Genomic DNA, 21316 nt, shown 5'->3' on the forward strand with positions numbered 1-21316 from the left:
GCCGATGCGGCAACCCCAAAGAATGACGCCGCAACGAACCCGATGACGCGGGCGTCATCAGCCGCTAAAGCTCAGCGACCATGCACCGTCCCGCCCTGTCGATCGTCATTCCCTGCTACAATGAGGAAGGCTGCCTCGCGACGTTGCACGCGCGTGTGAGCGCCGCGGCGCGCGGCGCGGTGGGCGAGGATTATGAGATCGTCCTCGTCAACGACGGCTCGCGCGATGCGAGCTGGGCGGTGATGCGGCGGCTGGCGGCGGACGATCCGCACCTCGTTGCGATCAACCTGTCGCGCAACCACGGCCACCAGCTCGCGCTTACCGCCGGGCTCGACCTGTGCAGCGGTGCCGAGATCCTGATTATCGACGCCGATCTGCAGGACCCGCCCGAACTGCTCGCCGAGATGCGCGCGACGATGGCGCGCGAGGAAGCCGATGTCGTCTATGCGGTGCGCCGCCGCCGCGACGGCGAGACGTGGTTCAAGAAAGCCACCGCTTCCTTGTTCTATCGCCTGCTCGACCGGCTGACCGACACGCCGATCCCGCTCGATACCGGCGATTTCCGGCTGATGAGCCGGCGCGCGCTCGATGCCTTGCTGTCGCTGCCCGAACAGGCGCGCTTCATCCGCGGGATGGTGGCGTGGATCGGCTTCCGCCAGGTGCCGTTCGCTTATGATCGCGCCGAGCGCCACGCGGGCGAGACCAATTATCCTTTGGGCAAGATGGTGCGGCTGGCGCTGGACGCGGTGACGGGCTTTTCGACCGCGCCGCTCAGGCTCGCGAGCCATGCCGGGCTGTTGTTGACGGGCGCCTCGCTGCTGTTGCTGATCTACATCGCCTTCGGGTGGGCGACCGGTTCGGCGGTGCAGGGCTGGACCTCGACGATGCTCGTGGTCGTCCTGTTGGGCGCGGTGCAGATGTTCGTGCTGGGCATGATCGGCGAATATCTCGGGCGGCTCTATATCGAGGCCAAGCGGCGGCCGCTCTATCTCGTCGCCGATATTGCCGGGCCGGTGCAGGGCGCGGCGCGGCTCGGATACCGCGCCGCGCCGACGCCCGCGGTGGCGCCTGACGATTGATATTGTTGGTTGCGGCGCCGGCCCGCTCCCCCACCCCACCTCCCAATGGCAGTATACTGAATGGGAGGTGGGGTGGGGGAGCGGGCCGGCGCCGCTCGGGGATTCAGCGGCTCTTAATCCCCCTCAAATACCAAATTTCAGCGTCGCGCGGAGATCGCGGCCCGACAGCGGCGCGAAATCCTTGAGGAAGCTCGAATGGCGCCGCGCATTGACGTCGAAGATGTTGTTCGCGCTCAGCACCAGGCTGGTTCGGTTGCCCGCGCCGAACGGGCGTAGCGACAGCGAGGCGTTGACCATCGTATAGCCCGGCGTCGCGGTTTCGAAATCGGCGATGCGATCCTGTTTGAAGCTGTGTTCGACCTCGATCCGGCCGGTCGCGGCGTCGTTTTGTGCCTCGATCCCGCCGAGCAGCCGCAGCGGCGGGATGCGCGGCACCGGGCCGTCGCCGGTCACGGTGGCGTGGACGTAATCGGCGAGCCCGTCGACGATGATCGCGGTGGTGCCAAGCGTCGCGAGCCGGGCCGAGGCATCGATCTCGAAGCCGTAATAGCGCGCGTCGGCCTGACCGATCCGGTAGCAGGGCAGGTCGACCGTGCGGCCCGAGGGGGCCGCCGCTGCCTCGCATATGCTTTGCGTGACCTGGTTCTCGTAGATGTAGTTCGAGAACCAGTTGTAATAAGCCGACGCGTCGACACTGAACGCGTCGCTATGGTGATGGAGCGTGGCCTCCAGCCCCCAGCTTTTCTCGACCTTGAAGTCGGGATTGCCGAGTTCATAGGCCTGCGTGCCGGCGTGGGCGCCGTTGGCGAACAGTTCCTCGGCGGTCGGCGCGCGCGCGGTGCGCGAGCCGTTGAGGCCGATCCGCCATTGCCCGCCGAGATCGTAGGACGCGCCGAGCGAGCCCGATACCGCCTCGAACCGGCGCGCACCGCCGAAGAAGCGCTGATCGCCCGCTGGGAGATGCGCGGCGACCTTGGTGGTCTCATAGCGCAGCCCGGCTTCGGCCTTGATCGGGCCGGCGACGAGTTGCTGGAGCGTGAACACGCCCAATTGGCTGGTCGAATTGCGCGGCAGGAAGGCTTCGTCGCCCTCGACATCGAAATCGCGCGAGAAATATTGGACGCCGGTCGCGCCCTGCCAGCCGCCGTGTTTGGCCTGGACGAGTTCGAGCCGCGCCTCGAGCCCGTCATTGTAGAAAGCGGTGCCGACCGAATTATCTTCCTCGAGTTCGAAATGGCGATAATGCGCGGCCGCGGCGCGGAAGCGGATCTTGTCGAGCAGCCCGCCGCCGGCATCGACCTCGCCGCGTACGTCGAAGCGGTTCTGGACGACATCGAGGCGCGGCGCTTCCTGTTCCTGACCGGGCTCGGTCGCGTAGCGGACGGGGATGCCATAGAGGCTGTCGTAATGGCTGTATGAGATGCCGAGATTGCCGACGTCGGTGATCCACGCGGCACCGGCACCCGCCGTCCATGTCTCGGCGGCCGTATTGGGCAGCGTCCCGCGAATCGCGGCGTTGGCGGCGAAATCGATCGGTTCGGCGCCGGGGTCGGCCGGCACGTGGCTGGCAGCGAGCGCGGCGGCGCGTGCGGCCGTGCTCAGCGCGTGGCCACCGATGCGCAGGTCGTCGGTCTTGAGATACGATCCATCGGCGTGGAGCACGAGGTGATCGCCGATCGCGATATCGCCCGCGCCGCCGATCGAGCGTTCCTCGGCCGCCGAGCCATAGGCTGCGATGCCATCGAGCCGATAGCCATCGCGCGGCACGCTGCGCGGGATGCGGCGATCGATCACGTTGACGACCCCGCCTACCGCCGAGGAGCCGAACAGCAGCGCAGAAGGACCGCGCAACACCTCGATGCGTTCGGCGAGCAATGGGTTGATGATCGTCGCGTGGTCGGCCGAGGTGTTCGAGACGTCGATCGCGCCGATCCCGTCGGTCAGCACGCGCACGCGATCGCCCTGGAAACCGCGCAGGATCGGGCGCGAGGCGTTGGGGCCGAACGAGCTTGCCGTCACGCCGGGCTGGCGCGCCAGCGTCTCGCCGATTGTCGACTTCACCGACCGCGTAAGCTCGTCGCCGCTGACGATCGAGGTGCCCGACAGCACATCGGCCTCGCTCTGTTCGAGCGGTGCGGTGACGATGATGTTCGATGGCGTCGCCTCATCGCTGTCGCCCGCCGTCTGCGCATGGGCAGCGGGCGTGGTGGACAGCGCCACCCCGGCGAGAAGAAGCGAACGGATCAGCATGCACCAAACTCCCTGAACGACTGTTGTGCGCTGCGGTACAGGTGATGATATAGTATTACAAGACCCGATCGGGCTTTTGTCGCACCCCGGCGGCGTGCTAGCGGATCGGCCGATATTGTCCGGAGACCCTTATGCCCCGTCTGCGTTCGCTGCTGTTCGTGCCGGGGGACCGGCCGGAGCGGATGGAAAAGGCGCTGGGGCTCGGTGCCGATGCGTTGATCCTCGATCTCGAGGATGCGGTGGCCCCCGATGCGAAGCCCGCCGCGCGTGCGGCGGTGGCGGCGTTGCTTGCCCGAAAGCGCACGATGACCCTGTTCGTTCGGATCAACCCGCTCGACAGCGATTTCGTCGCCGATGATCTCGCCGCGATCCTTGGCGGCGCGCCCGACGGGATCGTGCTGCCCAAGGCCGAAGGGGCGTCGTCGCTCAAGGCACTCGATGCGTGGCTGCCCGAAAATATGCTGATCCTGCCGATCGCGACCGAGACCCCGGCGGCGATCTTTTCGACGGGCACCTATGGCGGCATCACCGATCGGCTGGCGGGGCTGACCTGGGGGGCGGAGGACCTGCCCGCCGCGATCGGCGCGATCACCGCGCGCGAGGCCGACGGCCGCTATACGCCGCCGTATGAACTTGCGCGGTCGCTCACCCTGTTCGGCGCGCATGCCGCAGGCGTGCCGGCGATCGAGACGGTCTATCCCGATTTCCGCGATCTCGACGGGCTGGCCGCATATGCCGCGCGCGGGCGCCGCGACGGCTTTACGGGGATGATGGCGATCCACCCCGCGCAGGTGCCGGTGATCAACGCCGCTTTCACGCCGGGCGACGACGAGATCGCGCACGCACGCCGCATCGTCGATCTGTTCGCGGCCCATCCGGGGGCGGGGGCGCTATCGCTCGACGGCCGGATGGTGGATGCGCCGCACCTCAAGGCGGCGCGGCGGCTGCTGGGTCTTTAGGCGCTCGCGCCACAAGAAGAACGGTGCTTCGACAAGCTCAGCACGAACGGGACATGCTTGAATTCGTCCCCTAATCCACCGAGCGCCGGATCCTGATCCACGCGCCGAGCGCCCACCAGCCGAGCGCCCAGAAGATGCCGAAGCTCCAGCCGGCGAGCACGTCGGTGGGCCAATGGACCCCCAGATAGACGCGGCTGCACCCGATCGCGGCGACGAGCAGCCCTGCGGTGATGAGAATGAAGTTGCGCGCGGCGCGCGTGTCGACGATCTGCACCAGCAGCGTCGCGATCGTGAGATAGACGATTGCGCTGTTCGCCGAATGCCCGCTCGGGAAGCTCAGCGACGAGACATGGACGAGATGGTCGACGACCTGTGGGCGCGGGCGGGCGATCACCTCCTTGGCGATATGGATCACCAGCGAGCCCAGCACGGTTGCCGTCACCACCAGCCCGGCGGTGAGCCACAGCCGCCGGATCGCGAGGAAACTCACCGTCAGCACCACGATCAGCGTCAATGTCAGGCCACCGCCCAGCGTCGTGATGTCGATCATCAGCCCTTCGAGCCAGGCCGGGCCGATCGGGTGCGGCATATCGCCCGTGCGCCGCATCGCGAGCAGAATCGACCGATCGAAGGCGAAGGCGTGGCCGCGATCGATGATCCAGCCGACCAGCGCCACGATCGCGGTCGCGATCGCGAGGCCGCTCGCCGCCCACAGCAGCCAGGGGGGATGACGCACCGCGTCGGGGAGATGCCCGGCGGCGTCGGCGCCTTGCGCGCGGGGAAGGTGGGGGTGCTCCATGGCGGGCTCTTAGAGGGTGTTCCCCTTGGGTGGAAGCGGGCCGGTGCCGCCCGCCAACTCCGGCAGCCTTGCGCGTACGCCTGCCCCTGTTACGCTGTGGCGAGGCAAAAAGGAGGGGATGGATGCAGAGCGATAGCGATCGCGTGCGCGCCGATCTCGATGCGATCGGCATGCGCGCAGCAGGGAGCGCGGTGGGATTGCTTCAACTGCTCAAGGAACTGCTCGACGCGCGGGTGCTCGGCCATGACGCGGTCGAGCGCATCCGCGAGGCGATCATCGCCGATGTCGCAGGCGCGCGACCGCGATCCCAGACCCAGGCCGATTTCGAGAAACGCGTGCGCGAGCGGATGGACCATCTGCTGCCGCTCAACCGCAAAGTCGGAGCACCGGCCGCGCACTGACAGAAAACGGCTTTTGACGCTTCGGGGGGCGGGGCATGAATGCAATCGTCGGGCAGACGCTGAAGGGGCAGACCAAGTCGATCACGGTCGATGAGGATGGTGTGACCATCGCCTATCGCGCGCTTTATCACGGCTTCAAGGGCGACAAGCGCCTGCCGTTTTCGAGCATCACGGCGATCCAGTTCCGCGAGCCTGGAACCTGGCTGTCGGGTTATATTCAATTCTCGATCAAGGGTGGGGTCGAATGGATCGGCCAGATCAATCAGGACGAGAACGCGCTGCAATTCGACCGCGCCGCCGCCGATGCCTTTCGCGCGTTGCGTGATTTCGTTCAGTCGCGGATCGAGCATCCCGGCGTAGCCACGGCATCCGTTTCGGTGGCCGATGAATTGGCCAAGCTGGCCAATCTGCGCATCCTGACGCCCGAGGAATTCGCGCAACAAAAGGCCCGGCTGCTGGGATAGGCCTGCGGTAGTCCGGGCTGGCTCGGCAGCGGACCATGGCCGCGCGCCGATCCGGTATCATGCGCGTGGCTTGAAGGATGGTGGGTCCGCCGGGATTCGAACCCGGGACCTCTCGATTAAAAGTCGCTTGCTCTACCGACTGAGCTACGGACCCGCACCATCCGCGCGGCGTTACGCATCGCGCGCGCGGCGGTCAACCGCATGTCTGCGATGCATTAGCTGGCGGACGGTGAGCCCCGTCACCGGATCGCGCCAATCGGGCACGATTGTGCCCAGCGGATCGAGCACGAAGCCGCGCTCGCGAAAGGCGCGGTGCGGCACGATCAGCCGCGTGTCCGCCCATGCGCCGCCCGACCACAGGATGATGTCGAGATCGATCACGCGTGCCCCCCAGCGCCGCCCGCGCCGCCGCCCGAACGCCTGTTCGATGGCTTTGAGGCGGGTAAGCAATGCGGGGGGCGCCTCGTCACTGGCGATGAGCGCGGCGGCATTGGCGAAGCGGCGGATCGACGGGCCGAGCGGGGGCGTCGACACGATCGGCGACACCGCGATCACCCCGCCGATCGCCGCCAGCGCCGCCGCGATTTCCGCGTGCGGGCCCCCGTGCCGGCCGCGCCGGTTCGAACCCAGCGCCACAACATAGCTTGCCGTTGCCATCGTGCGCTGCCTATCCGGGAAGGATGCCGCCACCAAGTCCTTTACCCGCCACCGAGCCAGCGCGTGATTGCGCGCTGTGCCCCCGCCTTGTCGCGCTGCGCGACGAACTGCGCGATCAATTCCCCGACTGGTGGAACGCGCCGGTGCCCGCGTTCGGCGATCGCGACGCGTGGCTGGTGATCGTCGGGCTCGCGCCGGGCAAGCAGGGTGCCAATCGTACCGGGCGATCGTTTACGGGCGATGATTCGGGGGCGCTGCTCTATGCGACGCTCGGTACGTTCGGGCTGGCCGAGGGGCAATATGCCGCCCGGCCCGACGACGGGATGGCGCTGCGCGGCGCGATGATCGTCAACGCGGTGCGCTGCCTGCCGCCGCACAACAAGCCGACACCTGAAGAAATCCGCACCTGTCGCCGGTTCCTCGACGCGCCGATCGCGGCGCTGCCCGCGGCACGCATCTTCATCGCGCTTGGCGAGATCGCGCATCGGTCGACGGTGAAGGCACTCGGCGGGCGGCTGCCCAAGGCGCGCTTCGGCCACCTCGCCGAGCACCGGCTGCCCGGCGGGCGGGTGCTGATCGATAGCTATCATTGCTCGCGTTACAACACCAACACCGGCCGGCTGACGACGGCGATGTTCGAGGCGGTGTTCGCGCGGGCGCTCGAGGTGAAGGCCGAACTCGACGCGGCTCAATAAGCGCGCGCGATCGCGAATTCGACCGCTTCGACCATCGAATCCCTGGCGCGGCCCGATCCGAACATGCCCAATGCGTCGATCGCGCGCTGGCCGTAATGGCGCGCGCGCGCGAGCGTGTCGTCGACCGCGCGGCTGTCACGAATCAGGCGGACGGCGTGCGCGAAATCGTCGTCGCTCGATCGGCGGCCCTCGATCGCATCCTTCCAGAACGTGCGCTCGCTATCGTTGCCGCGCGCGTAGGCGAGGATGACGGGCAGCGTGACCTTGCCCTCGCGGAAGTCGTCGCCGGCATCCTTGCCCATCGTATCGGCGTCGGAAATATAATCGATCGCGTCGTCGACGAGCTGGAACGCGATGCCGAGGTTGCGGCCATATGCGTCGAGCGCGGTCTCGGCGGCTTCCTCGCGCTCGGCGACGACGGCGGCGATCCGGCACGCGGCGGCGAACAGCACCGCGGTTTTCGCGCCGATAATGTCGAGATAGCGTTCCTCGCCGAGATCGATCCGGCGCGTCGCGGTCAATTGGTTGACCTCGCCCTCGGCGATCACTGCACTGGCGTTGGAGAGGATCTTGAGCACCTTGAGGCTGCCGTCCTCGACCATCAGCTCGAAGCTTTTGGAGAACAGGAAGTCACCGACGAGCACGCTCGCCGCATTGCCCCAGATGATGTTGGCGGTGCGCTTGCCGCGGCGCAGGTCCGATCCGTCAACGACATCGTCATGGAGCAGCGTCGCGGTGTGGATGAATTCGACCGCCGCGGCGAGGCGGTGGTGGCGATTGCCGGTATAGTCCAGCAGCGCGGCGCTCGCGAGCGTCAGCATCGGCCGCATCCGCTTGCCGCCGCCCGCGATCAGATGCCCGGCAAGCTCGGGGATCAGCGGGATCTGCGATTGCATGCGGTCGAGAATCACCGCGTTGACGAGGTTGAGCTCTCCCGCCACCAGCGCGATCATCGGCTCGAGGGAGGGTTGCGGGCGGCCGTCGAGGCGGTGGATCGTCGCGGTCATCGTAGAGGCGATGTGGCGGGGAACGGGGCCAAAGGCAAGCGTTTGGGGTTGCTTACGCGCGGCGCCGTGCCCAAAAGGCCGCGCGATCCGGCGAAGGAGCCCCATGAATGACCGACGAGACGCTGGCCCAGTTCCGACAGAGCATCGATAATATCGACGCGGCGCTCGTTTTCATGCTCGCCGAACGGTTCAGGATCACCAAGGCGGTCGGGCGTTACAAGGCGACCGAAGGCCTGCCGCCCGCCGATCCGGCGCGCGAGGAACGCCAGATCGAGCGGCTGCGCCGGCTGGCGCACGAGGCCGATCTCGACCCCGAATTTTCCGAGAAATTCCTGCGTTTCATCATCGACGAGGTGATTCGCCACCACGAAAGCCTGCGCGACGAAGGCTGAGCGCGGAAGATCAGAGTCGGTCCGGTTCTCAGTGAACCGGACCGACTCTGGATTATCTTTTGTTCGCCGTCATTTCCGAGTCGCCCGATGATTCCATCTGGCTCGAAATCACTCTAGCCGCGCCGCACGCCCCGCCAGCGGTGCGTGATATAGGCGATGGTCCCCAAGACCAGCACCGCGAGGATCACGGCATCGGCGGAGTGGAACGCCGCCTTGAGCCTGGGGTCGCTATCCCATCTGTCGCCGAGCACCATGCCCAGCCAGGCAAGGCCGAAGCACCACGGCCACGACCCGATGAAGGTGTAGAGGTGGAATTTGCCGAGCGGCATCCGCGCGATGCCCGCCGGGAAGGCGATGAACGAGCGGATCACCGGCAACAATCGCCCGATCAGCACCGCGATCGAGCCCCAGCGCGCGAAGAAGCGATCGGCGGCGTCGAGTTCGCCGGGCCCGATCAGCACGAACCTGCCCCAGCGCTCGATCAGCGGCCGCCCGCCGCGCTTGCCCACCTCGTAGGCGACGATCGAGCCGAGATTGCAGCCGAGCGCGCCCGCGGTTGCCGCGAGGATCAGGTTGAACTGCCCGGTAGAGACCAGATAGCCCGCGAAGGGCATGATGATTTCGGACGGCAGCGGGATGCACGCCGATTCGATCGCCATCAGGATCAGGATGCCGAGATAGCCCGTCGCCGAGATGACGGAAATGATGATGCCGGCGAGCCAGCCGAGGATGTGTTCGATCATGCCCGGTCGCGCATTCATGATCCGGGGAAAAATTTCCAGCCCCATCTGCGCGCGCAAGGCACGGATAGCTTTAACCTTCTCGCGCTATGGCGTCGGCAATGCTCCGCGTGGTGACCCTTGCTACCCTGTTTCCCGATGCGACGCGCCCCAATTTCGGGGTGTTCGTCGAACGCCAGACGCTGGGGCTCGCCGCGCATCCCGATGTCGATCTGCGGCTGGTTGCGCCGATCGGGCTGCCGCCCTGGCCGCTGGCGCGCCATCCGCGGTATCGCGCGCGCGGGGGGGTGCCCGAGCATGAGATATGGAAGGGGCTGGAAACCCGGCGCCCGCGCTTCGTGACGCTGCCGGGGACGGGGGGGCGATGGCACGGCGCGGCGCTGGTGCGCGCGTTGGTGCCGATGCTCGATGCGCTGCGCGATGGCTTCGCCTTCGACGTGATCGACGCCGAATTCTTCTTTCCCGATGGGCCCGCAGCGGTGGCGCTTGGCCGGCGCTACGGCGTGCCGGTGTCGATCAAGGCGCGCGGCGCCGATATCCACCATTGGGGGCACGGCCTCACGGCGGGGCAGGTGATCGCCGCCGGGCAAGCGGCGGACGGGATGCTCGCGGTGTCCGAGGCGATGAAGCGCGACATGGTGGCGCTTGGCCTGCCCGAAGCGCGCATCCGCGTGCATCGCACGGGGGTCGATCTCGATCGCTTCGCGCCGCTCGATCGCACCGTCGCCAAGGCCGCGCTCGGCGTGGCGGGGCCGCTCGTCGTGTCGATCGGCGCGCTGATCGAGCGCAAGGGGCATGCGATCGTCATCGAAGCGATGCGCGCGGTGCCCGATGCGACCTTATGGATCGCGGGCGAGGGCCCTGAACGGGGCCGGCTCGAGGCGCTGATCGCGCGGTTGGGGCTGGCGGCAAGGGTCCGCCTGCTCGGCGCGGTCCCGCATGACGATCTGCCGCGGCTGATCGCGGCCGCCGATGTCAGCGCGCTCGCGTCATCGTCCGAAGGGCTTGCCAATGCCTGGGTCGAATCGCTCGCTTGCGGCACCCCGGTGGTGATCACCGATGCGGGCGGCGCGCGCGAACTGGTGCGTGACGAGCATGCGGGGCGCGTCGTTGCGCGCGGGGCGCCCGCTTTTGCGGCGGCGATTCGCGATCTGCTCGCGCATCCGCCATCGCCGCTCGCGGTGCGTCAGGCGGCGCTGCCCTTCACCTGGGAGGCGAACACCGCCGCACTTTATGCGCATTTATCAGGACTGGTCGCGCAGCGCAGGGTTTGATCCACTTATGTGGAGCGGGCTGGTGCCGCCACTGTTTCAGGGAACCTGAAACGGATTATAACGGATAAAAGGCGCCGACGATCTCGCGGCCCTCGGCGCGTAGCACACCCCAGGTACGCGCGGCGGCGCGGCTCGACATCGCCTCGACCCCGATCCCGCGGGCTTCGATTGCGGCGATCAACGCGGGCGCGGGGCGGACGAGATCGGCGCCGGTGCCGAGCAGCAGAAACTCGGGCGCCGGATCGCGGTTGAGGATCGCATCGAGATCCGCCACGGCCAACGCCGCGAGCGGGGGCGGCGTCCAGTCGGTCGCCGCCTCGGGCGTGATCATCAGCGCGTGGTGGATCGCCTCGCCAACCTTGAACCCGCCTTCGGTGAAGCCGGTGACGATCGGGCCGCCGGCCCCCGCCTCACGGTCGATCCGCATCACCCCCCGCTCTTGGGCCCGACGCGCTCGGCATTGGCGACCGCCCCCGGCTTGTCGATGGGGGGCTCGGCACGCAGGCCGAGCGTGATGAGCAGCGACGACGAGACGTAGACCGACGAATAGGTGCCGACGATCACGCCGAGGATCATCACCGCGGTGAAACCACGCAGCACATGCCCGCCCCAGATCAGCAGCGCGCCCAGCGCGAGCAGGATCGTCACCGAGGTCATCACCGTGCGCGGCAGCGTCTCGTTGACCGAGAGGTTGACGATCTGGCGCATGTCCATCTTGCGATAGCGCCGCATGTTTTCCCGGATACGGTCATCGATCACGATCTTGTCGTTGATCGAATAGCCGACGATCGTCAGCACCGCGGCGACGATCGTGAGATCGAACACCAGCCATTCTCGGAACAGCGCGAAGAAGCCCATCGCCATCAGCACGTCGTGCAGAATCGCGACCACGGTGGAGACACCGAATTGCCACTCGAATCGGAACATCGCGAACAGGCCGATCCCCACCACCGCGAGAATCACCGCAAGGATGCCATCGCGGACCAGTTCGCCCGAAACCTTGCCCGAGACGGTCGCATAGCGTGAAAAGGTGGCGCCCGGAAATTCGGCGGCAAGCGCGTTTTCGACCTTGCTCACGATCGCGTTGGTCGCGCCCTCGTCGGTGGTTTCGGGCGCGGGCAGGCGGATCGAGATCGTGCGCGGATCGCCGAATTGCTGGAGCGTCGCCTCGCCCACGTTGAGCTGTTCGATCGTCTTGCGCACCTCGTCGAGTGGCGGCGGCGATTCGAACTTCTCCTCGATCATCAGCCCGCCGACGAAATCGACGCCCATGTTGAGCCCGCGTACGACAACGAGCGCGATCGCGGCGATCGTCAGCAGCGCGGTGATCGTGAACGCGGCGTGGCGCAGGCGGACGAAATCGATATTGGTATCGTCCGGAACCATTTTCAGAAGGCGCATGGCGACATCCTCGTCATGCCAGCCACAGCCGACATCTCTTTGTCATGGGGAGCCCCCGGCTTTCGGTGGGATGATGGCAGCATGGTCATATGTGAATATCGCTGGGGCGATTGCGGCGGAGCCAGATCGAGACCATCATCCGCGTGAAGGTGACGGCGGTGAACACCGACGTGGCGATCCCGATCAGCAGCACGATCGCGAAGCCTTTGATCGGGCCGGAGCCGAGCAGCAGCATGATGACACCCGCGATCGCATGGGTCACGTTCGCCTCGAAGATCGTGCGGCTGGCCTCCTTATAGCCTAGCTCGACCGCCTGGACGACGTTGCGTCCCCGATGGCGTTCCTCGCGGATGCGTTCGTTGATGAGCACGTTGGCATCGACCGCGGTGCCCACCGTCAGCACGAACCCGGCGATGCCGGGCAGCGTCAGCGTCGCGTTCATCAGCGCCATCACGCCGACGATGACGAACAGATTGATGATGACGGCGAGGTTCGCATAGACGCCGAACCGGCCGTAGGTGACGAACATGAAGACGATGACCGCGACGGTGGCGATCACCGAGGCCAGGATGCCCGCGCGGATCGAATCGGCGCCGAGATCGGGGCCGACGGTATGTTCCTCGACCACCTTGAGCGGCACCGGCAGCTTGCCCGAGCGCAGCGCGATCGCAAGTTCGTTGGCGGTATCGACGGTGAAATTGCCGCTGATCATCGCCTTGCCGCCCATGATCGGCTCGTTGATCGACGGCGCCGAGATGACCTGATTGTCGAGGATCATCGCGAATTGCTTGCCGGTATTTTCGCGCGTGACGCGCGCGAAGCGCTTGCCGCCCTCACCGTTGAAGGTGATGTCGACGATCGGCGCGTTGGTCTGCGGCTCGAACGATTGCCGGGCGTCGACCAACTGGCTGCCTTCGATAATCGTCGCGCGCTTCACCGCGATCACCGGCGTGCCCATCGGGTTGCCGGGGTAGGGGACGATCTCGGAGCCGATCGGGGCGTTGCCCTTGGCGAGTTCGGCGGGGTCGGCATTCATGTCGACCATCTTGAATTCGAGCTTGGCGGTCTTGCCGAGCAGCGCCTTGAGCGCCTGCGGATCCTGCAGGCCCGGCACCTGCACGACGATCCGGTCGCTGCCCTGCTGGATGATCGTCGGTTCCTTGGTGCCGAGTTCATCGATCCGGCGGCGCACGACCTCGGTCGCGTCGGCCATCGCGGTGGTGATCGCCTCGGTCAGCCCGGCCTGGGTGGGGGTGAGCACGAAGCGCGAGGTATCGACGACCTCGACATTCCACTGGCGCTGGCCGGTCATCCCCGCGCCGCTGCCGGTGATCCCGAGCAGGCGTTCACGCGCGGCATCGACCTGGCTCGCGTCGCGCACCATGAAGCTGAGCTTGCCGCCGCGAATCGAGATGTCGCCGATGCCGATGCGCGGTTGGGTGCGGCGCATTTCGGCCTGCACCTGCTCGCGCATCTGTTCGAGCCGCGAGCTGGCGAGATCCTTGGTATCGGCCTCGAGCAGCAGATAGCTGCCGCCGGCAAGGTCGAGACCCAGATTGACCCGCGGATGCGGGATCGGCCATTTGGCGGTCTGTTCTTCGGGGAAGAAGCTCGGTACCGCCAACAGCATCAGCGCCACAATGAAGGCGACGATCGAGGTGATCTTCCAGCGCGGAAAATCGAGCATATCAGTCGTTCGCCGGCTTGCCGCCACGCGCGGCGACGGCCGCGAGCGTCGATTTGACGACCTTGATCTTGACCCCGGCGGCGATCTCGACCTCGACGAACAGATCGTCGACCTTGGTCACCTTGCCGACGATCCCGCCGCCGGTGGTCACTTCGTCGCCCTTCTTCACCGCGGCGACCGACGCCTGCAGTTCCTTCATCCGCTTCGACTGCGGCCGAATCATCAGGAAATAGAACGCGATGAAGATAAGGACGAGGGGGGCGAACGACAGGATCGAGCCGGCGGCGCCTGCGTCGGAGACCGCACCGGCGGCCTGGGCATAAGCTGGAGTTGCGAACATAGGATCCTGAAGGCTGGAACGCGGGCGAAAGTACCCGCAAGGTCAAGCGGCGGGCGCTATCATCATCACGGCGGGTGCGCAATATCTGCGGGCGGCCGCCCCTTGCCAGCGACGGGGCGAGCGCGCATCACCCACGGCTCAATCGCGCGGGAGAGGCGGATATGGCGGACGTCCGGCTGACGGGCGTGTGCAAGGCGTTCGGCGATACCATGGTGCTCGATCAGGTCGATCTTGCGGTCGCCGATGGCGAGTTCGTGGTGATCGTCGGGCCGTCGGGGTGTGGCAAATCGACGCTGCTGCGCGTGATCGCGGGGCTCGACGCGGCCGACGCGGGGTCGGTCGCGATCGCTGGCGCCGCGGTCGATCACCTGCCGCCCGCCGCGCGCGGCATCGCGATGGTGTTCCAATCCTATGCGCTCTATCCGCATATGAGCGTGCGCGGGAATTTGGCGTTCGCGCTGCGGATGCAGCGGTTGCCGCGCGCCGAGATTCGCGCCGCCGTCGACGCCGCCGCCGCGACGCTCGGGCTCACCGACCTGCTCGATCGCCGGCCGGGCGCGCTGTCGGGCGGGCAGCGCCAGCGGGTCGCGATCGGCCGGGCGATCGTGCGCAAGCCGCGCGTGTTCCTGTTCGACGAGCCACTGTCCAACCTCGACGCCGCGCTGCGGGTGAAGATGCGCTACGAATTCGCGGCGCTCCACCGCGACCTCGGGGCGACGATGCTCTACGTGACCCACGACCAGATCGAGGCGATGACGCTCGCCGATCGCATTGTCGTGCTCAACCATGGCCGGATCGAGCAGATCGGGACGCCGCAGGCGCTGTACGATCGGCCCGCGACGCGTTTCGTCGCCGGGTTCATCGGCACGCCGCGGATGAATATGGTCGCCGCGACGGTGCACGAGACGGGCCCTGATGCCACGCGCTTCGCGCTCGCCGATGGCGTGCTGCTCGACGGGCCGGTACTGGCGGGGGTTGCGCCTGGCACGCCGGTATCGATCGGTATCCGCCCCGAACATGTCGCCGAGGCCGGCGCCAACGCCCGCGAGGGGCGGGTGCGCTTCGTCGAATCGGTCGGCGCCACGCATATCGTGCATCTCGATCTGCCCGGTTTCGCCGAGCCGCTGCTGATGACCACCACCGCGCACCCCACACCCGGCGCGATGATGACGGTGGCCTTGCCGCCCGAGCATTTGCATCTGTTCGGTGCCGACGGCATGGCGTTGGCGGGCGCGGGGGATGGCGGACCGCCGCAAAAAGATTCTTGGCGTGGGGCCGGGAACCGGCTTAGATGCGGGTTATGAAAACGGTTACACGGCTGTGCCCGCGGTGCTGTTGAACGACTTTCGGGGGGATGGCGCCGTGGCTAGCGGAACCGCCACGATCAGGGATGTTGCGCGCGCCGCGGAGGTATCGGTGGCGTCGGCATCGCGCGCGCTGAACGGGCACCACAGCGTGACCCCGGCGACGCGGGAGCGGGTGCTGTCGGCCGCGCGGGCGCTCAATTACGTACCGCATATCGGCGCGCGCAGCCTCTCGACGCGGCGCTCGAACACGATCGGTGTCGTGCTGCCCGATCTGTTCGGCGAATTCTTCTCCGAGATCATCCGCGGCATCGATCTGGCGGCGCATCGGCGCGGCCTGCAACTCCTGCTCTCCAACATGCATGGCAGTGCCGACGAAACCGCGCTCGCGATCCGCGCGATGCGCGGGCGGGTCGATGGGCTGCTAGTGATGTCGCCCGATATCGAGGCCGATTTTCTGGCGGCCAATCTGCCGTCGGCGCTGCCCGTCGTGGTGATGGGCGCGCGGCTCGACGGCACGGGGCACGCGTCGATCGTCATCGACAACCATGCCGGGGCGTGGGCGGCGGTCGAGCATCTGGTGGCGCAAGGGTGCACGCGGCTCGCGCATATCGCCGGGCCGGCCGACAATGAAGATGCGCTCGAACGCGTTCGCGGCTTTCGCGAGGCGACGCGCGCGTTGCTCGGCGACGCGGCGCCGCTCGTGCTGCCGGGCGATTTCTCGGAAGACGCGGGCGTCGCCGCGGCCGGGGCGCTACTGGCGCGCGGCGAGATCGACGGCGTGTTCGCGGCGAACGACATCATGGCGATCGCGTGCATGGTCACGCTGATCGAGGCCGGGATCGCGGTGCCCGAGCAGATCGCGATGATCGGCTTCGACGACGTGCCGACCGCGCGGTTCGTGACCCCGCGGCTGAGCACGATGGCGATCCGCATCGCCGATCTCGGCGCGCGCGCGCTCGATCGGCTGGTCGAGGCGATCGATGATCCGTCGGCGCGCGCGGGGGAACCCGATCATGTGATGCCCGAGTTGCTGGTTCGTGCCTCGAGCCTGCGCGGTGGGCGACCGTGACCCCTTGAGCACCTTGCCCAAAAGCGTGCTGGCGCTCGCGCTGGCGCTGCTGCTGGGCAGTTGTGGGCGTGCCTCGGACAAAATCGTCCTCACGCTGTGGGCGATGGGGCGCGAAGGCGAGGTGATCGGCGCGCTGATCGCGGGGTTCGAGGCGCAGCATCCCGACATCGAGGTGCGCGTCACCGCGCTGCCCAACAACGGCGCGCACGAGAAATTGCTGACCGGGTTCGCGGGCGATTCGCTCCCCGACATGGCGCAGATGGGCAATACTTGGGTGCCCGAATTCGAGGCGCTGGGCGCGCTGGTGCCGCTCGATGCGCGCGTGGCCGCGACGCCGGCGATCGACCGCGCCGATTATGTCGAGGGCGTGTGGGCGAGCAATGTGATCGACGGACGGCTCTACGGCCTGCCCTGGTATGTCGATACGCGGCTGCTGTTCTACCGCCGCGACATCCTGAAGCGCGCGGGCTTCGATACGCCGCCTGTCACCTGGGCCGAATGGCGGCGGCAGATGGTGGCGATCAAGAAGCAGGCGCCGCCGGGGCGCTATGCCGCCTATTTCCCGCTCAACGAATATGAGCCGCTTCAGGTGCTGGGGCTTCAGGCGCCCGAGCCGATGGTGACCGATGACGGCCATGGCAATTTCGAGAGCGCGGGCTTCGAGCGGGCGCTGGGCTTTTATCTCGACACGATCCGTTCGGGGCTGGCGCCGGCGTGGACCAGCACGCAGGTCGCCAATGTCTGGGACGAGTTCGATCGGGGCCGCTTCGCTTTCTATATCAGCGGGCCGTGGCAGATCGGCGAGTTCCGCCGCCGCCTGCCGCGCGAGCGCCAGCAAAACTGGGCCACCGCGCCGATGCCGGGCCCCGACGGGCCGGGGGTGTCGACGGCAGGCGGATCGAGCCTCGTGATCTTCCGCCATTCGGATCGGCAGGACGCGGCGTGGCAATTGATCACCTATCTATCGCGGCCCGAGGTGCAGCGGCGGCTGCACGCGCTGACCGGCGATCTGCCGTCGCGGCATAGTGCCTGGAGTGGACTCGCCCCCGATGCGCCCGAACGCGCCTTCGCCGAACAACTGACGAGGCTCCGGCCCAGCCCCAAAGTGCCCGAATGGGAGCGGATCGCAACCGAGATGCGGCTCGTCGCCGAGGCGGCCGCGCATCGAGATACCCCGGTAGCGCAGGTGGCAGCCGAGATCGATGCGCGCGCCGACGCGATCCTCGCCAAACGGCGCTGGATGCTGGCGCGGGAGGCGAAAGAGGCGCCGACCACCACGCCGTTCGCCCTGAGCTTGCCGAAGGGCCGTTCTTCTTCGCGGGCGCCGACGGAAAGAACGGTGCTTCGACGAGCTCAGCACGAACGGGGTGGAGGGAACCGCGCATGAACCGCGCTGCCGTGCCACCTCCTCCGTTACCCCGGACTCGTTCCGGGGGCCAACGTGCCCCGAGCGTGGACGCGCGCGGCGGGTTGGATGCCGGAACGAGTCCGGCATGACGGGGCGGAGTGCCCCCACATGAGCCGCGAGGTGACCGCCTGGACCTTCGTTGCGCCCGCGCTCGCCGCGCTGGGGGTGTTCTTCGCACTGCCGGTGGTCGCAGCGCTGCTGCTCAGTTTTACCGATTTCGATCTCTACGCACTCGCCGATCTCGGCAATCTGCGCTTTATCGGGTTCGACAATTATATCGCGCTCGCCCACACGCCGTTGTTCTGGAAGGCGTTGGGCAATACCGCCGAATTCGTCATATTGGGCGTGCCGCTGTCGATCGCGTTGTCGCTTGGCGCGGCGTTGCTCGTCAATTCCAGGACGGCGCGCTGGCGCGGCTTCTTCCGCACCGTTTATTTCGCGCCGGTGGTGACGACGCTGGTCGCGGTCGCGCTGATCTGGCGCTATCTGTTCCACGCGCAATACGGGTTGATCGACTGGCTGCTCGGGTTCGTCGGGATCGCGCCGATCGATTGGCTGGGCGATCCCGCCTGGGCGATGCCCGCGATCGTGATCTTCGCGGTGTGGAAGAATTTCGGCTACAATATGATCATCCTGCTCGCAGGGCTCCAGATGATCCCCGACGAGCTTTACGAGGTCGCGCGGATCGACGGCGCGGGGCGGATCGCGCAGTTCCGCCACGTGACCTTGCCCGCGCTGGCGCCGATCCTGCTCGTCGTGTCGATCCTGACGATCGCGGGCTATTTCCAGCTGTTCGCCGAACCCTATGTGATGACGCAGGGCGGGCCGGTCGAGAGCACGACCTCGATCATCTACATGATGGTCGATCAGGGCTTCAAATTCTGGAATTTGGGGTTTGCGACCGCGATCGCGGTGGTGCTGTTCGCGATCCTGTTCGCGCTGACGCTGGCGCAGCTTGCGCTGGCGCGACGATGGAGCCGGCCATGAGGCGCGGCATCGTGGTCAACGGGTTGATGGTCCTGCTCGCGCTGGCGACGCTGGTGCCGCTGGCCTGGATGGTGTCGGTGTCGCTGATGGTGCCGGGCGAAGCCGCGCAGACGCCGCCGCCGCTGCTTCCTGATCGGGCGACCCTCGCGAATTACACGATGCTGTTCGGCAAGCTTGATATGGCGCGCTATTTTGCCAACAGCCTCGCGCTCGCGATCCTCGCGACGTTGCTCTCGCTCGGCTTCAACGTCACCGCGGGCTATGCCTTCGCCAAGCTGCACTTTCGTGGGCGCGACCGGCTGTTCCGGCTGCTGATCGCCGCGCTCGTCATCCCCGCGCAGGTGGCGATGATTCCGCTGTTCCTGCTGTGCAAGGAACTAGGGCTGGTCAACAGCTTCGCAGGGGTGCTTGCGCCCAATCTGGCGACGATCTTCGGGATCTTCCTCGTGCGCCAATATGCGTTGTCGATTCCCGACGAAATGCTCGAGGCGGCGCGGATCGACGGTGCGGGCGAATGGCGCATCTTCGTGAGTGTGGTGCTGCCCAGCCTGACTCCGGTGCTGATCACGCTCGCGATCATCGCCTTTCTGGCGAGCTGGAGCGATTTCCTCTGGCCGCTGATCGTGCTCAACGACGCCGACAAGCAGACGCTGCCGGTCGCGCTCGCCGCGCTGGCCCGCGAGCATGTGCAGGATATCGAACTGATGATGGCGGGCGCGGTCGTCACGCTGGTTCCCGTGCTGCTGCTGTTTCTCGCGCTCCAGCGCTTCTATGTTCGCGGGCTGCTCGCGGGAAGCGTCAAGGGATGATCTCACTGACAGGACAGTCTTGCGTATGACTCGTTTTCCCGATGATTTCCTGTGGGGCGCCGCCACCGCGGCCTATCAGATCGAGGGTTCGCCGCTCGCCGATGGCGCGGGGGCGTCGATCTGGCGGCGTTTCACGCACGATCCGCGGCTGATGGTCGCGAAAGGCGATACCGGCGAGGTCGCGTGCGATCATTACCACCGCTGGCGCGACGATGTGGCGCTGATGAAGACGCTGGGGTTGCAGGCATATCGCTTTTCGATCGCCTGGGGGCGGGTGCTGCCCGACGGTACGGGGCGCGTCAATCAGGCCGGGCTCGATTTCTACGAACGGCTGGTCGACGAATTGCTCGCGGGCGGGATTCAACCGCTCGTCACGCTTTACCATTGGGATCTGCCCGCCGCGCTCGACGATCGCGGCGGCTGGCTCAACCGGGACAGCGCCGACTGGTTTGCCGATTATGCGCGGCTGCTGTTCGATCGGTTCGACGGGCGGGTGACCAAATGGGTGACGATCAACGAGCCCTGGGTGATTGCCGACGGCGGCTATCTGCACGGCACGCTCGCGCCGGGGCATCGCAACATGTTCGAGGCGCCGATCGTCAGCCGCAATCTGATGCGCGCGCATGGCAGCGCGGTCGAGGCCTATCGCGCGAGCGGGCAGCACGAGATCGGCCTCGTCGTCAATATCGAGCCCAAGCTGGCGGCGTCGGACAGCGCGGCGGACCATGCCGCGCAGCGCCGCGCCGAAGCCTATATGAACCGTCAGTATCTCGATCCCGCGATCCACGGCCGCACCCCGCCCGAACTCGCCGCGATGTACGGCGAGGCGTGGGAGGATTGGTCGGCGGACGATCTGGCGCTCGCGCGTCAGCGAATCGATTTCCTCGGGGTCAATTATTACACGCGCAGCGTCGTGCGCGCCGACGACACTATATTCCTCACCCGCGCCGCGCCGGTGACGCAAAAGCGTTCGACGCACATGACGACGGGGTGGGAAGTGTCGCCAGCGGCGCTCACCGACATGCTGGTCTGGGTGCAAGCCGAATATGGCGACATCCCGCTCTACGTCACCGAAAACGGGGCTGCGTTCTACGATCCGCCGCGCGCGGTGAACGGCGCGATCGATGATCCGTTGCGGGTCGATTATCTGCGCTCGCACATCGCGGCGGTCGGCGATGCGATCGCGCGCGGGGTCGATGTACGCGGTTATATGCTGTGGTCGCTGCTCGACAATCTCGAATGGACGCTCGGCTATGCGCAGCGCTTCGGCATCGTCCATGTCGATTTCGAGACCCAGGCGCGTACCCCCAAGGCGAGTGCGCATTTCTATCGCGACGTGATCGCCCGAAACGGGGCGCTGCCGAACGGCTGAGAGTCTGTTTGAGAAATCGCGAAAGGGCGATTTCCGAAGCGGCACCGGCCCGCTCCCCCACGGGGGCCCCACAAAGTAATACTTTGTGGGGTGACACCCCCACCCGGCCACCCAGCGACAATATTCTATGGGTGGCCGGGTGGGGGAGCGGGCCGGTGCCGCAATGCGCCGGAAGGCGCATTCTCAAACGGCCTCTGAGCCACCCGCCTTTCGCCTGCA

The 21316-nt window shown here is 67.0% G+C and carries 22 protein-coding genes and 1 tRNA gene; 13 read left to right on the forward strand and 10 right to left on the reverse strand.

Annotated features, from left to right (window positions below):
* Positions 1-80: 80 nt before the first annotated feature.
* Positions 81-1079, forward strand: coding sequence for a glycosyltransferase family 2 protein (locus NFE57_RS05635; protein ID WP_252134599.1), 999 nt, complete (start codon positions 81-83; stop codon positions 1077-1079).
* A 123-nt stretch (positions 1080-1202) separates the two neighbouring features.
* On the opposite strand, the gene NFE57_RS05640 is transcribed toward NFE57_RS05635, so the two are convergent.
* Positions 1203-3329, reverse strand: a complete 2127-nt coding sequence (locus tag NFE57_RS05640) for a TonB-dependent receptor (RefSeq protein WP_252134600.1) — start codon at positions 3327-3329, stop codon at positions 1203-1205.
* Between the two features lie 131 nt (positions 3330-3460).
* On the opposite strand from NFE57_RS05640, the gene NFE57_RS05645 reads away from it, so the two are divergent.
* Positions 3461-4288 (forward strand): HpcH/HpaI aldolase/citrate lyase family protein, encoded by an 828-nt coding sequence (locus tag NFE57_RS05645; RefSeq protein WP_252134601.1) that lies wholly within the window; start codon positions 3461-3463, stop codon positions 4286-4288.
* A 70-nt stretch (positions 4289-4358) separates the two neighbouring features.
* Here NFE57_RS05645 and NFE57_RS05650 read toward each other — a convergent pair whose 3' ends face one another.
* A complete protein-coding gene (locus tag NFE57_RS05650) occupies positions 4359-5087 on the reverse strand; it encodes a phosphatase PAP2 family protein (RefSeq protein ID WP_252134602.1) in 729 nt (242 codons plus the stop codon).
* Between the two features lie 122 nt (positions 5088-5209).
* Between NFE57_RS05650 and NFE57_RS05655 the strand changes: the two genes are divergently transcribed.
* A complete protein-coding gene (locus NFE57_RS05655) occupies positions 5210-5488 on the forward strand; it encodes a hypothetical protein (protein WP_252134603.1) in 279 nt (92 codons plus the stop codon).
* 35 nt (positions 5489-5523) lie between these two features.
* On the forward strand, positions 5524-5952 hold the full coding sequence (locus NFE57_RS05660) for a DUF4429 domain-containing protein (RefSeq protein ID WP_252134604.1): 429 nt from the start codon (positions 5524-5526) through the stop codon (positions 5950-5952).
* Positions 5953-6030: 78 nt separating this feature from the next.
* Here NFE57_RS05660 and NFE57_RS05665 read toward each other — a convergent pair.
* Positions 6031-6106: transfer RNA gene (locus NFE57_RS05665), tRNA-Lys, on the reverse strand.
* Positions 6107-6123: 17 nt separating this feature from the next.
* Positions 6124-6609 (reverse strand): 2-amino-4-hydroxy-6-hydroxymethyldihydropteridine diphosphokinase, encoded by a 486-nt coding sequence (gene folK / locus NFE57_RS05670; RefSeq protein ID WP_252134605.1) that lies wholly within the window; start codon positions 6607-6609, stop codon positions 6124-6126.
* Between the two features lie 23 nt (positions 6610-6632).
* Between folK and NFE57_RS05675 the strand changes: the two genes are divergently transcribed.
* Positions 6633-7304, forward strand: coding sequence for a uracil-DNA glycosylase (locus NFE57_RS05675; RefSeq protein WP_252134606.1), 672 nt, complete (start codon positions 6633-6635; stop codon positions 7302-7304).
* Here the strand turns inward: NFE57_RS05675 and NFE57_RS05680 are convergent.
* Positions 7298-8311, reverse strand: coding sequence for a polyprenyl synthetase family protein (locus NFE57_RS05680; RefSeq protein WP_252134607.1), 1014 nt, complete (start codon positions 8309-8311; stop codon positions 7298-7300). The genes NFE57_RS05675 and NFE57_RS05680 overlap by 7 nt on opposite strands.
* Before the next feature lie 107 nt (positions 8312-8418).
* Here NFE57_RS05680 and NFE57_RS05685 point away from each other — a divergent pair, with 107 nt between their 5' ends.
* Complete coding sequence (locus NFE57_RS05685; RefSeq protein WP_252134608.1) at positions 8419-8703, forward strand: chorismate mutase; 285 nt, start codon at positions 8419-8421, stop codon at positions 8701-8703.
* Positions 8704-8816: 113 nt separating this feature from the next.
* Here NFE57_RS05685 and NFE57_RS05690 read toward each other — a convergent pair whose 3' ends face one another.
* Entirely contained in the window at positions 8817-9446 is a 630-nt protein-coding gene (locus tag NFE57_RS05690; protein WP_252134609.1) for a DedA family protein, read from the reverse strand.
* Positions 9447-9544: 98 nt separating this feature from the next.
* Here NFE57_RS05690 and NFE57_RS05695 point away from each other — a divergent pair, with 98 nt between their 5' ends.
* Positions 9545-10717 (forward strand): glycosyltransferase, encoded by a 1173-nt coding sequence (locus NFE57_RS05695; protein WP_252134610.1) that lies wholly within the window; start codon positions 9545-9547, stop codon positions 10715-10717.
* Positions 10718-10772: 55 nt separating this feature from the next.
* On the opposite strand, the gene NFE57_RS05700 is transcribed toward NFE57_RS05695, so the two are convergent.
* From NFE57_RS05700 to yajC, 4 genes are all read right to left on the reverse strand, one after another.
* On the reverse strand, positions 10773-11144 hold the full coding sequence (locus NFE57_RS05700; protein ID WP_252134611.1) for an Mth938-like domain-containing protein: 372 nt from the start codon (positions 11142-11144) through the stop codon (positions 10773-10775).
* Positions 11144-12118 (reverse strand): protein translocase subunit SecF, encoded by a 975-nt coding sequence (secF, locus tag NFE57_RS05705; RefSeq protein WP_252134612.1) that lies wholly within the window; start codon positions 12116-12118, stop codon positions 11144-11146. Before secF ends, NFE57_RS05700 begins: the two co-directional genes overlap by 1 nt.
* 85 nt (positions 12119-12203) lie before the next feature.
* Positions 12204-13805 (reverse strand): protein translocase subunit SecD, encoded by a 1602-nt coding sequence (gene secD / locus NFE57_RS05710; RefSeq protein ID WP_252134613.1) that lies wholly within the window; start codon positions 13803-13805, stop codon positions 12204-12206.
* 1 nt (position 13806) lies between these two features.
* On the reverse strand, positions 13807-14145 hold the full coding sequence (gene yajC, locus NFE57_RS05715) for a preprotein translocase subunit YajC (RefSeq protein WP_252134614.1): 339 nt from the start codon (positions 14143-14145) through the stop codon (positions 13807-13809).
* Positions 14146-14306: 161 nt separating this feature from the next.
* Here yajC and NFE57_RS05720 point away from each other — a divergent pair, with 161 nt between their 5' ends.
* The 6 genes from NFE57_RS05720 to NFE57_RS05745 all read left to right on the forward strand — a co-directional run bounded on the left by NFE57_RS05720 (position 14307) and on the right by NFE57_RS05745 (position 21097).
* Entirely contained in the window at positions 14307-15449 is a 1143-nt protein-coding gene (locus NFE57_RS05720) for an ABC transporter ATP-binding protein (RefSeq protein WP_286207680.1), read from the forward strand.
* Positions 15450-15507: 58 nt separating this feature from the next.
* Complete coding sequence (locus NFE57_RS05725; protein WP_252134615.1) at positions 15508-16521, forward strand: LacI family DNA-binding transcriptional regulator; 1014 nt, start codon at positions 15508-15510, stop codon at positions 16519-16521.
* A complete protein-coding gene (locus NFE57_RS05730) occupies positions 16508-17908 on the forward strand; it encodes a sugar ABC transporter substrate-binding protein (RefSeq protein WP_252134616.1) in 1401 nt (466 codons plus the stop codon). Before NFE57_RS05725 ends, NFE57_RS05730 begins: the two co-directional genes overlap by 14 nt.
* 129 nt (positions 17909-18037) lie before the next feature.
* Positions 18038-18916, forward strand: coding sequence for a carbohydrate ABC transporter permease (locus NFE57_RS05735; protein WP_252134617.1), 879 nt, complete (start codon positions 18038-18040; stop codon positions 18914-18916).
* Positions 18913-19725 carry a carbohydrate ABC transporter permease gene (locus tag NFE57_RS05740; RefSeq protein ID WP_252134618.1) on the forward strand — a complete coding sequence of 271 codons (813 nt, stop codon included), beginning with the start codon at positions 18913-18915 and terminating at the stop codon, positions 19723-19725. Before NFE57_RS05735 ends, NFE57_RS05740 begins: the two co-directional genes overlap by 4 nt.
* Before the next feature lie 25 nt (positions 19726-19750).
* Positions 19751-21097: a GH1 family beta-glucosidase gene (locus NFE57_RS05745; RefSeq protein ID WP_252134619.1), complete on the forward strand. Its 1347-nt coding sequence runs from the start codon at positions 19751-19753 to the stop codon at positions 21095-21097.
* Positions 21098-21316: the final 219 nt, after the last annotated feature.

Source organism: Hephaestia sp. MAHUQ-44 (genome assembly GCF_023806085.1).
In the GTDB taxonomy this organism is placed as follows: Bacteria; Pseudomonadota; Alphaproteobacteria; order Sphingomonadales; family Sphingomonadaceae; genus Sphingomonas.

What these genes read in the sequence shown, in the direction of transcription:
- NFE57_RS05635 (WP_252134599.1), top strand. Translation starts at nt 81, where the DNA reads ATGCACCGTCCCGCCCTGTCGATCGTCATTCCCTGCTACAATGAGGAA.
- NFE57_RS05640 (WP_252134600.1), bottom strand. Translation starts at nt 3,329, where the DNA reads ATGCTGATCCGTTCGCTTCTTCTCGCCGGGGTGGCGCTGTCCACCACG.
- NFE57_RS05645 (WP_252134601.1), top strand. Translation starts at nt 3,461, where the DNA reads ATGCCCCGTCTGCGTTCGCTGCTGTTCGTGCCGGGGGACCGGCCGGAG.
- NFE57_RS05650 (WP_252134602.1), bottom strand. Translation starts at nt 5,087, where the DNA reads ATGGAGCACCCCCACCTTCCCCGCGCGCAAGGCGCCGACGCCGCCGGG.
- NFE57_RS05655 (WP_252134603.1), top strand. Translation starts at nt 5,210, where the DNA reads ATGCAGAGCGATAGCGATCGCGTGCGCGCCGATCTCGATGCGATCGGC.
- NFE57_RS05660 (WP_252134604.1), top strand. Translation starts at nt 5,524, where the DNA reads ATGAATGCAATCGTCGGGCAGACGCTGAAGGGGCAGACCAAGTCGATC.
- folK (WP_252134605.1), bottom strand. Translation starts at nt 6,609, where the DNA reads ATGGCAACGGCAAGCTATGTTGTGGCGCTGGGTTCGAACCGGCGCGGC.
- NFE57_RS05675 (WP_252134606.1), top strand. Translation starts at nt 6,633, where the DNA reads ATGCCGCCACCAAGTCCTTTACCCGCCACCGAGCCAGCGCGTGATTGC.
- NFE57_RS05680 (WP_252134607.1), bottom strand. Translation starts at nt 8,311, where the DNA reads ATGACCGCGACGATCCACCGCCTCGACGGCCGCCCGCAACCCTCCCTC.
- NFE57_RS05685 (WP_252134608.1), top strand. Translation starts at nt 8,419, where the DNA reads ATGACCGACGAGACGCTGGCCCAGTTCCGACAGAGCATCGATAATATC.
- NFE57_RS05690 (WP_252134609.1), bottom strand. Translation starts at nt 9,446, where the DNA reads ATGATCGAACACATCCTCGGCTGGCTCGCCGGCATCATCATTTCCGTC.
- NFE57_RS05695 (WP_252134610.1), top strand. Translation starts at nt 9,545, where the DNA reads ATGCTCCGCGTGGTGACCCTTGCTACCCTGTTTCCCGATGCGACGCGC.
- NFE57_RS05700 (WP_252134611.1), bottom strand. Translation starts at nt 11,144, where the DNA reads ATGCGGATCGACCGTGAGGCGGGGGCCGGCGGCCCGATCGTCACCGGC.
- secF (WP_252134612.1), bottom strand. Translation starts at nt 12,118, where the DNA reads ATGCGCCTTCTGAAAATGGTTCCGGACGATACCAATATCGATTTCGTC.
- secD (WP_252134613.1), bottom strand. Translation starts at nt 13,805, where the DNA reads ATGCTCGATTTTCCGCGCTGGAAGATCACCTCGATCGTCGCCTTCATT.
- yajC (WP_252134614.1), bottom strand. Translation starts at nt 14,145, where the DNA reads ATGTTCGCAACTCCAGCTTATGCCCAGGCCGCCGGTGCGGTCTCCGAC.
- NFE57_RS05720 (WP_286207680.1), top strand. Translation starts at nt 14,307, where the DNA reads ATGGCGGACGTCCGGCTGACGGGCGTGTGCAAGGCGTTCGGCGATACC.
- NFE57_RS05735 (WP_252134617.1), top strand. Translation starts at nt 18,038, where the DNA reads ATGAGCCGCGAGGTGACCGCCTGGACCTTCGTTGCGCCCGCGCTCGCC.
- NFE57_RS05740 (WP_252134618.1), top strand. Translation starts at nt 18,913, where the DNA reads ATGAGGCGCGGCATCGTGGTCAACGGGTTGATGGTCCTGCTCGCGCTG.
- NFE57_RS05745 (WP_252134619.1), top strand. Translation starts at nt 19,751, where the DNA reads ATGACTCGTTTTCCCGATGATTTCCTGTGGGGCGCCGCCACCGCGGCC.